14 protein-coding genes and 1 pseudogene are annotated in these 13,515 nt (G+C 58.7%); 11 read left to right on the top strand and 4 right to left on the bottom strand.

Annotated features, from left to right (window positions below):
• The first annotated feature begins 119 nt into the window (after positions 1-119).
• The 4 genes from dnaA (at position 120) to gyrB (ending at position 6,496) form a co-directional block, all read left to right on the top strand.
• Positions 120-1,493, top strand: a complete 1,374-nt coding sequence (dnaA, locus tag QO231_RS15245; RefSeq protein ID WP_316778107.1) for a chromosomal replication initiator protein DnaA — start codon at positions 120-122, stop codon at positions 1,491-1,493.
• Positions 1,494-1,690: 197 nt separating this feature from the next.
• Positions 1,691-2,809: a DNA polymerase III subunit beta gene (gene dnaN / locus QO231_RS15240; protein ID WP_316778105.1), complete on the top strand. Its 1,119-nt coding sequence runs from the start codon at positions 1,691-1,693 to the stop codon at positions 2,807-2,809.
• Between the two features lie 54 nt (positions 2,810-2,863).
• Entirely contained in the window at positions 2,864-3,964 is a 1,101-nt protein-coding gene (gene recF, locus QO231_RS15235) for a DNA replication/repair protein RecF (protein WP_316778102.1), read from the top strand.
• Between the two features lie 114 nt (positions 3,965-4,078).
• Complete coding sequence (gyrB, locus tag QO231_RS15230; protein WP_316778099.1) at positions 4,079-6,496, top strand: DNA topoisomerase (ATP-hydrolyzing) subunit B; 2,418 nt, start codon at positions 4,079-4,081, stop codon at positions 6,494-6,496.
• Between the two features lie 123 nt (positions 6,497-6,619).
• On the opposite strand, the gene QO231_RS15225 is transcribed toward gyrB, so the two are convergent.
• Positions 6,620-7,207, bottom strand: coding sequence for an RNA polymerase sigma factor (locus QO231_RS15225; protein WP_316778097.1), 588 nt, complete (start codon positions 7,205-7,207; stop codon positions 6,620-6,622).
• Positions 7,197-7,352: a NepR family anti-sigma factor gene (locus QO231_RS15220; RefSeq protein WP_316778094.1), complete on the bottom strand. Its 156-nt coding sequence runs from the start codon at positions 7,350-7,352 to the stop codon at positions 7,197-7,199. The genes QO231_RS15225 and QO231_RS15220 overlap by 11 nt, the downstream gene beginning before the upstream one ends.
• Positions 7,353-7,470: 118 nt before the next feature.
• Between QO231_RS15220 and QO231_RS15215 the strand changes: the two genes are divergently transcribed.
• The 3 genes from QO231_RS15215 (at position 7,471) to QO231_RS15205 (ending at position 9,018) form a co-directional block, all read left to right on the top strand.
• Entirely contained in the window at positions 7,471-8,286 is an 816-nt protein-coding gene (locus QO231_RS15215) for a response regulator (RefSeq protein WP_316778091.1), read from the top strand.
• A 70-nt stretch (positions 8,287-8,356) separates the two neighbouring features.
• A complete protein-coding gene (locus QO231_RS15210; RefSeq protein ID WP_316778088.1) occupies positions 8,357-8,680 on the top strand; it encodes a glycine zipper domain-containing protein in 324 nt (107 codons plus the stop codon).
• On the top strand, positions 8,680-9,018 hold the full coding sequence (locus tag QO231_RS15205) for a hypothetical protein (protein WP_316778085.1): 339 nt from the start codon (positions 8,680-8,682) through the stop codon (positions 9,016-9,018). The genes QO231_RS15210 and QO231_RS15205 overlap by 1 nt, the downstream gene beginning before the upstream one ends.
• 123 nt (positions 9,019-9,141) lie before the next feature.
• On the opposite strand, the gene QO231_RS15200 is transcribed toward QO231_RS15205, so the two are convergent.
• Positions 9,142-10,350: a DUF2254 domain-containing protein gene (locus QO231_RS15200; protein WP_316778082.1), complete on the bottom strand. Its 1,209-nt coding sequence runs from the start codon at positions 10,348-10,350 to the stop codon at positions 9,142-9,144.
• 16 nt (positions 10,351-10,366) lie between these two features.
• Entirely contained in the window at positions 10,367-10,864 is a 498-nt protein-coding gene (locus QO231_RS15195) for a Dps family protein (RefSeq protein ID WP_316778080.1), read from the bottom strand.
• Positions 10,865-11,249: 385 nt separating this feature from the next.
• Here QO231_RS15195 and QO231_RS15190 point away from each other — a divergent pair, with 385 nt between their 5' ends.
• The 4 genes and pseudogenes from QO231_RS15190 (at position 11,250) to QO231_RS15175 (ending at position 13,471) form a co-directional block, all read left to right on the top strand.
• A complete protein-coding gene (locus QO231_RS15190) occupies positions 11,250-11,450 on the top strand; it encodes a CsbD family protein (RefSeq protein ID WP_316778078.1) in 201 nt (66 codons plus the stop codon).
• Between the two features lie 302 nt (positions 11,451-11,752).
• Positions 11,753-12,040, top strand: a pseudogene (locus tag QO231_RS15185) (SDR family oxidoreductase); the annotation flags it as partial.
• Positions 11,956-12,861, top strand: coding sequence for a 2-dehydro-3-deoxygalactonokinase (locus QO231_RS15180; protein WP_316778076.1), 906 nt, complete (start codon positions 11,956-11,958; stop codon positions 12,859-12,861). The pseudogene QO231_RS15185 and the gene QO231_RS15180, both read left to right, overlap by 85 nt.
• Before the next feature lies 1 nt (position 12,862).
• Positions 12,863-13,471, top strand: a complete 609-nt coding sequence (locus QO231_RS15175; RefSeq protein WP_316778073.1) for a 2-dehydro-3-deoxy-6-phosphogalactonate aldolase — start codon at positions 12,863-12,865, stop codon at positions 13,469-13,471.
• Positions 13,472-13,515: the final 44 nt, after the last annotated feature.

Raw genomic sequence — 13,515 nt, 5'->3', positions numbered from 1 at the left:
AGCACCAGTTTTGTGACTGGTGCATGACCCTGTGCTGTGTGGATCCAACCGGATTCTGCTCCGGTCAAACAATGGAAAAGGCCAAAAGGCCAACAAGCACGGGATGCGTGAGGCGCTGCATGACACAAGAAAAATGGGGACAACTCAAGATAGGGCTGCTCAAGACGGTCGGACAGAACAACTATACCACCTGGATTGAACCGCTTGAATTCGAGCACCTGCAAGATGGGGTCGCCGTGTTCAGCGTTCCCACCAATTTCATGGGTAATTATGTCAGCCAGAATTTCGCCGACGTCATCCTGTATGAACTGAACACCGCGGGCGCCAATGTTCAGCGCGTAACCTTTCGCGTTTCGGCCAACAGCACGGCCAATCCATCGCCACGGCCGGTGCCCGAAGCATCCAAGGCTGCCGCCCGGGCGACCGAGCCGACGGCTTCACCGCGGGACGCCCTTCAGGCTGCGCCGCTGGACTCGCGTTTTACCTTTGATGCCTTTGTCGTCGGCAAGCCGAACGAACTGGCGCATGCCGCAGCCCGCCGTGTCAGCGAAGGTGGGCCCGTGACCTTCAACCCGCTGGTGCTCTATGGTGGCGTCGGTCTCGGCAAGACCCACCTTATGCACGCAATCGCTTGGGAATTGCGCAAGCGCAAGCCCGAGTTGAACGTCCTCTACCTGTCGGCAGAGCAATTCATGTATCGGTTCGTGCAGGCCCTGCGCGAACGCAAGATGATGGATTTCAAGGTCCTGTTCCGGTCGGTCGATGTATTGATGGTGGATGATGTACAGTTCATCGCCGGCAAGGACAGCACCCAGGAAGAGTTCTTTCACACCTTCAACGCACTGGTGGATCAGAACAAGCAGATCATCATTTCCGCGGACCGCGCGCCGGGAGAGATCAAGGAGCTCGAGGATCGCGTGAAATCACGGCTGCAATGCGGGCTTGTCGTCGATCTGCATCCCACGGATTACGAATTGAGGCTGGGCATTCTGCAAGCCAAGGTACAACAGTATCGCGATGCCTATCCCGGACTGGAAATTTCCAATGGCGTGCTGGAATTCCTTGCGCAGAGAATTTCAACGAATGTGCGTGTTCTGGAAGGTGCTCTGACCCGTCTCTTCGCCTTTGCGTCTCTGGTCGGGCGCGAGATCGACATGGAGCTGACGCAGGATTGTCTCGCCGATGTTCTGCGTGCGTCGGAACGCAAGATCACGGTCGAGGAAATCCAGCGCAAGGTTTCGGACTATTACAACATCCGTCTCAGCGACATCATCGGACCCAAGCGGCTGCGCTCCTACGCCAGACCGCGCCAGGTTGCGATGTATCTGGCCAAACAATTGACCAGCCGCAGCCTGCCCGAGATCGGCCGCCGGTTCGGCGGTCGCGACCACACCACGGTGATGCACGGTGTGAAGCGGATCGAGGAACTCAAGGTCATTGACGGACAGATCGCGGAAGATGTCGAAATCCTGCGCCGGGCGCTCGAAGCCTGATCGCGACTCCTCTCAAAACGACATGGGGCGCTTGAGCGCCCCTTTTCATACCATTGCCCTGATGCAATACGCGTGATCTGCCTGTGTTTGGCCCCTTGACGCCCGAATCATTCCAGCGGACAAATTCACAAAAAACTTGTGCTGACCGGGCAAACCGCTAGGTTGCCCCTCCCGGCCCATGCAGAGGATCAAAGGACATGAAATTCAGCATCGAACGCGGCACGCTGCTCAAGGCCGTGTCTCAGGCCCAATCGGTTGTGGAACGCCGCAACACGATCCCGATCCTTGCCAATGTCCTGATCGAAGCCGAGAGCGACGAGGTTCATTTCCGCGCCACCGATCTGGACATAGAGGTTGTCGACAAGGCTCCGGCACAGGTCGAGCGCGCGGGTGCGACCACGGTGGCGGCCACAACCTTGCATGAAATCGTCCGCAAGCTGCCTGATGGTGCGCTGGTTTCGCTGACTGCGGATGCAGCCGCCGGGCGCCTGACTGTCGAGGCCGGGCGTTCGAATTTCTCACTGGCAACATTGCCGCGCGAGGATTTCCCGGTGATGGCGAGTTCGGATTATGACACTAATTTTTCCGCTCCGGCGGCGGTGCTGCGGCGGTTATTCGACAAATCCAAATTCGCGATTTCTACCGAGGAAACCCGCTATTATCTGAACGGAGTTTTCATGCATGTTGCAGACGCAGACGGTGGCAAGGTGCTGCGCTGTGTTGCAACCGATGGTCATCGGCTGGCCCGCATCGACGCGGATCTTCCGGAGGGGGCCTCGGACATGCCTGGTGTGATCGTGCCGCGCAAGACGGTTGGAGAGCTGCGCAAGTTGTTGGAAGATGACGAAATGGCGATTGCCGTATCGGTCAGCGAAACCAAGATTCGGTTCGCCACACCTGATATCACCCTGACGTCCAAAGTGATCGACGGCACCTTCCCCGACTATTCGCGCGTGATTCCGCAAGGCAACACCCGCCGGCTCGAGGTCGACGCGGCAGAGTTCGCACAGGCGGTCGATCGCGTGGCAACGGTGTCTTCCGAACGGTCGCGCGCGGTCAAGTTGCAACTCGAAGAAGACCGGCTGATCCTGTCGGTGAATGCCCCCGACAGCGGTGCGGCGGAAGAGGAACTGGCCGTCGCATATGGTGACGAACGCCTCGAGATCGGGTTCAACGCCAAGTACCTGCTTGAAATCGCCAGCCAGGTCGACCGTGAAAACGCGGTGTTCATGTTCAATTCGGCGGGCGACCCCACCCTGATGCGGGAAGGCAATGACCAGAGTGCGGTGTATGTGGTTATGCCCATGCGTGTCTGATCCGGGTGGCTTTGGTCGTCGCGCATCTGTGCACCGACAAAAGAAGCGGCAGGCATGTCCCTGTCCCTGACTGAACTTACCCTGTCCCATTTTCGGTCCCACAAGTTGGGGCGGATCGCGCTGGATGAACGTCCCGTGACGATTTTCGGGCCCAATGGCGCGGGCAAGACCAACATTCTCGAGGCGGTTTCCCTGTTTTCTCCGGGGCGCGGTTTGCGCCGGGCGAGTGCGGAAGATATGACTCGACGCCCAGAAGCCCTGGGATGGAAGCTCACCGGTCTCTTGCGGGCACAGGGATCGGTGCGCGAGATTGAAACCTGGTCCGAGCACGGCGCTGCCCGGCAGGTTCGGATTGACGAGAAGTCGGCCAGCCAGATCGCTCTGGGCCGGATCGCGCGCGTTCTGTGGCTGATCCCCAGTATGGACAGGCTGTGGATCGAAGGTGCGGACGGGCGACGGCGGTTTCTGGACCGCATGGCGCTCAGCTTCATGCCCGAACATGCCGATGCATCACTGATCTATGAAAAAGCTATGCGCGAGCGCAATCGCCTGCTCAAGGATCAGGTGCGCGATGCGCATTGGTATCGCGCACTTGAGACGCAGATGGCCGAATCCGGGCATCGCATCCACCAGAACCGGACAGAGGCATTGGCCCTGCTGTCCGGTGCACAGCAGCAGGCCGAAACGGCGTTTCCCGTGGCCGATCTCGAGTTGGTGCAGACCGAGGGTGTGATGCCGGACACCGAGGGCGATCTGCGCGAGGCCCTGGCAGAGAGCCGCTTTCGTGATCTGGCCGCCGGTCGCACGTTGGTCGGGCCGCATCGGGCCGATCTATACGGAGTCTACGCTGCCAAATCCGTACCTGCGCGCGATTGTTCCACGGGCGAGCAAAAGGCGCTTCTGGTGTCGCTGATCCTCGCCAACGCACGGGCGCTGGCCGAGCAAATCGGCGCTCCTCCGATCTTGCTGCTTGACGAGGTGGCGGCGCATCTGGACGCCAATCGGCGGGCGGCATTGTACGATGAAATCTTGGCTCTTGGCGCACAGGCCTGGATGACCGGAACCGGCCCGGAACTGTTCGCGGGTCTCGGGTCTCGGGCGCAGAGGATCGAAGTGACCGAGGCGGATGGGCTATCGCGGATCGCCGTTGCCTGACCCGTTTCAGCGGATTAGGTCAATCGGGCCATTGCACCACAAAATATAGCGCAATCGCGTGACATCGCCCCCCATAATTCGTATAAGATACCAAAAAGAAAAGGGATATTTCGGATGTCCGAAGATGTAAAAGTGCCGGAAGAATACGGCGCCGATTCTATTAAGGTTCTCAAGGGTTTGGAGGCCGTTAGAAAGCGCCCTGGCATGTATATCGGTGACACCGACGATGGGTCCGGTCTGCACCACATGGTGTATGAGTGCGTCGACAATGGCATTGACGAGGCGCTGGCGGGACACGCGGACGCTGTGACGGTCAAGATTCACGCCGACAACAGCGTCTCGGTCAGCGACAATGGCCGTGGTATTCCGGTCGGAATCCATGAGGAAGAAGGCGTTTCTGCCGCCGAGGTCATCATGACCCAATTGCATGCGGGCGGGAAATTCGACAGCAATTCCTACAAGGTGTCCGGGGGCCTGCATGGTGTCGGCGTTTCGGTCGTGAACGCGCTTTCGGTCTGGCTCGAACTGCGGATCTGCCGCGATGGCAAAGAGCACTACGCCCGCTTTGAACATGGTGAGACCGCCGAACATCTGCGTGTCGTGGGCGACGCCGATGGCAAGAGCGGAACCGAAGTGCGGTTCCTCGCCTCCACCGATACGTTTTCCAATCTCGAATACTCGTTCGAAATCCTGGAGCGGCGCCTGCGCGAACTGGCCTTTCTGAACTCTGGAGTGCGGATCATCCTGATTGATGAGCGCCCTGCCGAACCCCTGCGCAGCGAATTGTTCTACGAAGGCGGGGTCAAGGAATTCGTCAAGTACCTCGACAGGCACAAGTCTTCGATCATGGAAGAGCCGATCTTTATCACCGGCGAGCGCGACGATATCGGCGTCGAAGTGGCGATGTGGTGGAACGACAGCTATCACGAGGCAGTGCTGCCCTTCACCAACAATATTCCGCAGCGCGATGGTGGCACCCATATGGCGGGTTTCCGGGGGGCGTTGACCCGGACGATCAACAACTATGCCCAATCCAGCGGTATCGCAAAACGGGAAAAGGTGAACTTTACCGGTGATGATGCGCGCGAAGGGCTGACCTGTGTGCTGTCGGTCAAAGTTCCGGATCCCAAGTTTTCGTCCCAGACCAAGGACAAGCTGGTCAGTTCCGAAGTGCGCCCGGCGGTCGAGGGGTTGGTAAACGAAAAGCTGTCCGAATGGTTCGAGGAAAACCCCAGCCAGGCGAAGGTCATCGTCGGCAAGATCATCGAGGCCGCCGTGGCCCGAGAGGCTGCACGCAAGGCCCGCGACCTGACCCGGCGCAAGACGGCGATGGATGTGAACTTCCTCGCAGGCAAGCTCAAGGACTGCTCCGAAAAAGACCCGTCCAAGACCGAACTTTTCCTTGTCGAGGGTGACAGTGCCGGTGGCTCGGCGCAAACGGGACGTGACCGGCGCACACAGGCTGTGCTGCCGCTCCGCGGCAAGATCCTCAACGTGGAACGGGCACGGTTCGACCGGATGTTGTCGAGCCAGGAAATCGGCAACCTGGTCATGGCGCTCGGCACAGGCATTGGTCGCGACGAATTCAACATCGCCAAGTTACGCTACCACAAGATTGTCATCATGACCGACGCCGACGTGGATGGCGCGCATATCCGGACGCTGCTTCTGACCTTCTTCTATCGTCAGATGCCCCAGCTGATTGAAGGCGGATATCTTTATATTGCGCAACCGCCGCTCTACAAGGTCGCGCGCGGCAAGTCCGAGGTCTATCTCAAGGATCAGAGCGCGTTTGACGAGTACCTGATCCAGCAAGGGATTGACGGCGCGGTGCTGCGCCTGGAGTCGGGCGAGGAAATGCTGGGGCAGGATCTTGCGCGCGTCGTGGACGAAGCGCGGCAACTGCGCCGGGTTCTTGATGCCTTTCCGACGCACTATCCGCACCACATTCTGGAGCAGGCAGCCGTCGCCGGCGCGTTCGTGCCCGGTGCGGTTGACGCCGATCTGCAAGGAGTTGCGGACAAGGTGGCAACCCGGCTCGACCTGATCGCGTTGGAGTACGAGCGTGGCTGGCAGGGCCGGATCACGCAGGATCACGGAATTCGCCTGGCCCGCATCCTGCGCGGCGTCGAAGAGGTGCGGACCCTGGATGGGCCGATGCTGCGTTCGGGCGAAGCCCGCAAGACCGGCAGCTTCACCAGGAGCCTGCAGGACGTCTATTCCAGTCCGATCACACTGGTGCGACGCGACCGGATCCAGACCATCTACGGCCCGCTTGGCCTTCTGGATGCGATCCTTGATGAGGGTGCAAAGGGGCTGACCCTGCAACGATACAAGGGCCTCGGCGAAATGAACCCCGGGCAGCTCTGGGAAACCACACTTGATCCAGACGCCCGCACGCTGCTTCAGGTCAGGGTCGAAGATATGGCAGAGGCCGATGATCTCTTCACCAAGCTGATGGGCGACGTCGTCGAACCGCGGCGGGAGTTCATCCAGAAAAATGCGCTTAGTGTCGAGAACCTCGATTTCTGAGGCGATCTACGGGTGCGGGGGAAAGGCTGTCCGCACCCTTCCAGCAGGATCGAACCTGAACCGGTTACGGATTGAAACCGCCGCAAAACCGCCTGAAGAGCCCGAGTGGCTTGCATATCAAAATCATGCAGAGGTAAGTCCCTTCTGGACGCTTTGACCCGCGACAACCACCGCCATCGTACCGCCATCGGTCAACTCCAGTGAATCGTCGGGCGAAAGGTCCAGAAGTTCGATCAGACGCTGCCGCGCCCGGTTTACCCGGCTCTTCATCGTCCCGGTGGCCACTCCGCACATTTCTGCGGCCTCATGATAGGCAAATCCGGATGCTCCGACCAGTGTCAGCGCTTCGCGTTGTTCGTCCGGAAGCTGCACAAAAGCTTTCTGGAAATCTGAATAGGCAAGCTTTCCGTCGTGCTCCGGTTTCACGGCCAGGTTGTCGCTGAGAACACCGTCGACGTCCGCGACTTCGCGGCGGGCCTTGGTGTAGGTGGTATAATATGTATTGCGCAGAATGGTGAACAGCCACGCACGCATGTTGGTGCCGGCTTCGAATTTGTCGATCGACTTCCAGGCTTTCATTACGGTTTCCTGAACCAGATCGTCGGCCAGTGTCGGATTGCGACAGAGGCTCACTGCGAACGCACGCAGGACACCCAAATGTGTGACCAATTCGTCTCGCGGATCGATGTCCGCGGCGATTTCATTTGCCATCTTGGCTATCCTGCTTCCGCAGCTCGTCGATGAGAGACATCAGTTCGGAAGGAAGCTCTTCGATGGCTTTGTCCTGAAAGGAACGGCGCAGATGGTCCTTGATCAGGGCCGATTGCGGCTTTTCCTCGTTGTTGTCGGTGTCCATGCTCTGCCAAATCTCCTTGCCTTTTTAAATCTCGTCTGCCGAGAAAAAAATGCGTTTGATGGAACCAAACTGGCGAAGTCCGGTTTGGTTCCAAAGAAATCCAAAAAAAGGACACCCAATGACACAAACCGCTCCGGAGCAACCGCTGTCCCTCGTTGTCGCGGACCTGCTGCCATTCTTGCGCCGATACGCCCGGGCTCTGACCGGTTCACAGAGAATGGGCGACCGCTATGCCGCAACAACACTTGAGGCGCTGTTGACCGACAGGTCGATCTTTGAGACCGCTTCAAGCCACAGGGTTGCCCTTTTCGGCGCTTTCCATCGTATCTGGTCAAGTCTCGGCTCTCCGGTCGAGGTCGGCGAAACTGGGTTGGGCGCGCAGGCCCAGGTTCATCTGTCACGGCTGACAGAGAACACACGCGAAGCGCTCCTTCTTCATACGATCGAAGAGTTCACGACCGCAGAGGTCGCCGAAGTCATGGAGGTTGCAGAAGAAGAAGTGTTGGACCTCTTGCGTATCGCCGATCAGGAACTCGAGAAATCCGTGTCGGGCGACATACTGGTGATTGAAGACGAGGCGATCATTGCCCTTCATATCAAGAAAATCGTGACGGAACTTGGTCATAAGGTCACGGGCGTTGCGCGCAGGCAGAATGACGCGGTCAAAATGGCTGCTGCCAAGCGACCCGATCTGATCCTGTCGGATATCCAACTGGCGGACGGGTCATCCGGGATTGATGCTGTGAACGAGATTCTGGCAGATGCCGGCGACATTCCGGTTATTTTCATCACGGCTTTTCCCGAAAGGTTGTTGACCGGAGAGCGGCCAGAACCGGCATTTCTGATAACCAAGCCATATACCGAGGATCAGGTCCGTTCCGCCGTGAGCCAGGCCATGTTCTTTTCCTCATCCGAAGCCATCGAAGCGGACTGATCAAAAAAGGACGGAACCATTTTCCCACGTGCTGGTTTGTCTTTCGAACACAGATGAATAGGAGTTTTCGATGTCACAGGCTACGAAAAGCAATGTCTCGGAATTGAACAGCGACGTTTCAAAGCAGATGGCCGTCTTGCGCGACGATATCGCCACGCTGACGGAAACCGTTGCGGAACTCGGCAAGGCGCAGGGAGCCGTCCTGAAGTCGGCGGCCGCCGAGAAGGCGGAAAACCTTGCCGATAGTGGTGCCGCCGCTGCGGGTGCGTTGAAGGCAAGGGCCGAAAAGACCTATGCCGACACCGAAGGCGCAGTCCGTGCAAACCCGGGCGCTGCCATCGGTATCGCCGCTGGCATTGGCTTCCTTTTTGGCACGTTGTCGGCGCGTCGATAATGTTCGGCATTGAACGAAAATTGGAGGTGGCCGCGCGAAAGGGCGCGGCCTTTTCCGCAGGTGCAGTGTTCATCACGGTTGGGGTCGCATTCTTGACGGTCGCGGGCTGGATTTTCCTGTCCGAACTGCGCTCTGAACTGTTTGCCGCCACGATCCTTGGTCTGGTGTATGTCGGTGCTGCCGCAATCGCGTTTGCAGCAGGCTCGGGAAAGACTGTGGAACAGACACAAACCAGTGCGCCGGGTCGTCTGGCGGCCGAGCTTTCTCCACTTCAGATCGTCGTCTTGTCGTTTGTGCAGGGGTTTGAGCGCGGCCGCCAAAACAGCCGACGCATTTGAAGAGCGTCGCAGACAGGCAAAATAGGGAGCGTGCGTCCCGCAATTCCGGACAATCCACAAACGGAGCGACATAGGACAAATGCAGCATGCGCTCACCGACAACCCGCCACGTTGCAAAGCCTATCAGTCCGTTGATTTGAGCCGATCCGCCAGATCCTCGACAGGACCGCGATTTCGATCGGTTGCGAGGGCTGACAGTCGGCCAAGAACCCTGAGCGTTTCATCCCGCGTCAGAGGATCGTTGGCGACGTAAGACGTGCAATCGCCTATGGAACGATTCAGCAAGTGCTCAAAAGTAATCGGCTTTGCAACGACTCTGGGCGCCGTAAAGACGTGTAGCTCCTGATCCTGCTGCACGACCAGAGCCAGCCCCGCCTCCATCCAGTGCAGGCAACTTATGGCCGTGAACGGATCATTCACTCCGGGAGACATGGCGCGCGCGACAATCTCGACCAGTTGTTCCGCAACGAAGATGAGGTTCTGTTTTTCGGTCTTGGCGCGACCCAGGGCTACCGCTTCGCGCAGGCGTGTCGCCACGTCATCAGCAAGGTCGGCGTGCGCACCCCAGACCCGCAACACCGCTCTTTGGGGATGCATGAACTCGCCGGGAAGTTCGAGGATTTCGATCGTCCAGCCATTGTCCTTGGCAAGGACGCTCAGCTTGTCATCGGCAATGTTGTGGATGTAGCCGGATGTATGCAGGTAGATATCTACCGACACCCCGCGACCCGGCGTCTGATCTGGCGGATCCTGTTCCAGCAGGGCGTTGATGCCTCCGACGAACCGCTGACCCAGACTGGCAATGATGTTGGAGACGCTGATCGTTTCGGGAACGTGATGAACATGAAAAATCATCACGAAGACCGATAGAAAGGCCATCGCCATTGCGATGATGATCGAAAGGTGCGGAACAAACGCGACCGCGTCGTCATGCGAATTCTCGATGGCTCGCAGTACCAGCAGGGCAAAGGCAAAGGTGGAAATCAGGATACCCAACGTCCACTGGTTGCCGCGATCGCGCATGAAATTTCCAATCAATCGCGGCCCGTATTGCCCGGAGGCAAAGGACACGGCCAGCATGGTGATCGAAAACATCACGCCCGCAACGCCGATCATGGACTGCGCGATCACCGAAACAACGGCGCGCGCACCATCGGTGCTCACCAGATCATTGGTCCAGTCAGGCCTGAGTGTCGACAGGTCAGGGTGGCTGTCCACCATCAGCGACCCAATGGCCAGCAGGATCGTGGACAGCACCAGAACAGTGGGAATAAACCAGTAGCTGGCCCTGACGTCATCAAGGTATTTCTTGATCCGCGCGCTCAGCGACATCAGGTTGGTCTGTCTGTCATTTGGCGGCCAGAGCGCGGAGCATCCAGGCCGCTTTTTCGTGGAATGCAGCGCGTGCGGTGGCGAGGTCTTCGGTCACGGGGTCATCGGCCTTCCCTGCTTTCTCGATCACGTCATGCAGTCGCTTCGCGATATTGACATGATCCTCGGCCAAACTCTCGCACAATGTGATGGCATCGTCAGCCTCTTTGATGTCCTGGACAACCGACCCCTGCAACAAGTCGCCGGGCGACATCGCGGTGAGGCGACCCAGGGCGCGAATGCGCTCTGCAATGACATCCGCCGCGGCAAACAACTCGCCATATTGTGTTTCCGTCAGGTTGTGCACGGCGTAGAACATCGGGCCTTCGACATTCCAGTGGACCGCATGGGTCTTGATCGTCAGGTTGTATGTATCCGCCAGAACCTTGGACAGTTCCTTTGCGACGGCTTTGGCGTCGGTAACGCCAGTATCGATATCCACGACTTCGGGTGCGGTATTGAGCGCGTTTGTCATTTGAATACTCCTTTTTTATCGCTTCAGTTTACAAACTGCCGCTCTGCCCATTCGTTCCGAAAAAGTTGTTCCGGATCAGGTTCCCGGGGTCCGGGATATTCACTACGGCGGAAGTCCTTCGATGGCATGACGCAATCGAGAGCTGCTTGCCGCCCGAGCGATCCTAAAGCCAAAGTCCGCCCTGAGCTGCGGTGCCTTTATTTGACCTCGTTTGCGTGAGTGATCTCGGGCAGTGCCGGCCAATTTGGGAGGCCAAACCCTGCCAGGGTGAGGCGAGAAAACCAGCCGTCCGTCGTTTGGTTCCAGAAAAGAATTCTGGAACGATTTCCCGCCCGGGGAGTTTCTTTTTCAGACGTCACAGAACAAACCAGAAGGGAGACCAACAATGAACTGGGATCAAGTAAAGGGCGAATGGAAGATCATGAAAGGCAAGGCACAGGAACGGTGGGGCGAACTCACCGATGATGAGCTTGACCAGGCGGCAGGTGAGCGCGAGCAACTCGAGGGTCTCGTTCAAAAACGCTATGGCAAGACCAAGGAAGCCGCGAAGGAAGAAGTGGATTCCTGGTTGTCAGACGTATCCTGACAAGGCGATTGCCGGTTTGATCAAGCGGGAACCGTCGACGCGTTTGGGATGCGTCGGGGGTTCCCTGTTTTTTTGATTTCTTTGCGAGTATTTTCTGTCTCGCCTGTCCGCAACTCCGGGGTATCGGCGAATTCGGACGTTCCTTCCGATTTGACGCCAACCTGCGGGTGAGTGGCCAATTGATGCCAAGACGAAGGCGCTCCTACGGATCGGAGTCGCCATACTCTCCGATTACGGCGTGAGGGGGACATTGATCCTGTCGCCAGTCCCAATGATATTGGGGGAAAACGCTTGCACCGGGTTGGGTGTCTATCGACAAGCCGAAAGAGATACGGGTTGCCCCCGAGGCGCAGGACGCGCATCTTGAACGTCAATGCCTGAAAGATAGACTGGACCCGCAGGATGTGGTGGAGGCCGTGCCCTTTCTTGCCTCGAATACCAGCTGGATGATGACGGGTCGGGCATTGGTGGTCGATGGCGGCGTCGCAAAACGGGGTAGGGTGAATTGTCCAAAACAGCGGAGTGGATCGCGGTCGATTGGGGGACCTCAAACCTTCGCGCCTGGGTGTTTGGCCCGGACAATACGCTGATCGCGCGGCTTGGCTCGGATCATGGCATGGCGTCGCTGACGCCGGATGCGTTTGAGGGGATCTTGCTCGATCTGATTGGCCCGCATCTTGGTGATGCCACGACACCGGCAGTCTGCTGTGGCATGGTTGGCGCGCGTCAGGGATGGCAGGAAGCGGCCTATGTGACGGTTCCCTGCACCCCGCCGGGTGCGCGCGAGGCGACGTATGTGTTCGCAAATGACCCCCGGATTGCGCCCTTGATACTGCCAGGACTGCAGCAGACGACGCCCGCCGACGTGATGCGGGGCGAGGAAACCCAGATCGCCGGATACCTCGCCGAACATGCCGTTTTCGACGGAGTGCTCTGTCTGCCCGGCACCCATACCAAATGGGTCCAGATCAGCGCCGGCGAGATCGTGAGTTTTCGCACCTTCATGACTGGCGAATTGTTTGCCCTGCTGACCGGTAGTTCTGTCCTGCGCCATTCGGTTCAGACGGAGGGCTGGGACGATGCGGGCTTTGCCGACGCAGTCCGCGATGCACTCGGCTCGCCGCAGAACTTTGCCTCACGGCTGTTTGGTGTGCGGGCGGAAACTCTGATCAATGACATGCCCGCGGACGTCGCCAGATCGCGGTTGTCGGGTTTGTTGATCGGTCTCGAACTGGCGGGCGCGCGCGCCTATTGGCTGGGTCAGCAGATCGCGGTCGTCGGTGATCCGATACTCTCGCGGCTCTATAAGGTCGCGCTTTATCAACAAGGCGTGCCGGTGGCATTGGCTGATGGCGATGCGATGACGCTCGCCGGTCTCAAGACGGCCTACAAGAGCTTGAAGGAAACATGAAATGACGCGAAATATCGTCGCGATCCTGCGTGGGATCAAACCCGCCGAGGCGCTTGAACTGGCCGGAACCCTGATCGACTGTGGCATCACCAAGATAGAAGTACCGTTGAATTCGCCCGATCCGTTCAACAGCATCGAACAGATGGCGCGCGCCTTTGGCCGAGATGCGTTGATCGGCGCGGGTACTGTCCTGACACCGGACGATGTGAGTCGGCTCAGGGATGCCGGCGGCGCGCTTGTCGTCTCTCCTGATTGCAACCCGGCTGTGATCGAAGCGAGCAAAGCTGCGAAAATGCTGTCCTTCCCCGGCGTGATGACGCCGACCGAATGTTTCACGGCGTTGCGTCACGGCGCCGATGGTCTGAAGTTCTTTCCTGGCACGCTGGTTGGCCCCGAAGGTGTGAAGGCCATCCGCGCCGTCCTCCCCGAGGGCACCGAGGTGCTTGCTGTCGGCGGCGCAGGCCCGGAGAATTTCGCCGAATGGAAAGCCGCCGGGGCGGACGGGTTTGGCATCGGCAGCGCGCTGTACAAGCCCGGCTTCACCGCCGACGACATACGCCAGCGCGCCATGCGCATGGTCGCCGTTTATGATGAGGTTTTCGCGTCTTGAGAATCTTGGTCTTAGATCCGCGCTCTTGCTCGTTGGCCGAAGAG

Origin of the sequence: Sedimentitalea todarodis, from assembly GCF_032595355.1 — a bacterium.
Classification (GTDB): Bacteria; Pseudomonadota; Alphaproteobacteria; order Rhodobacterales; family Rhodobacteraceae; genus Sedimentitalea; species Sedimentitalea todarodis.
Note: the sequence above shows the minus strand (reverse complement) of the source record. Positions and strands in the feature narration are given on the sequence as shown.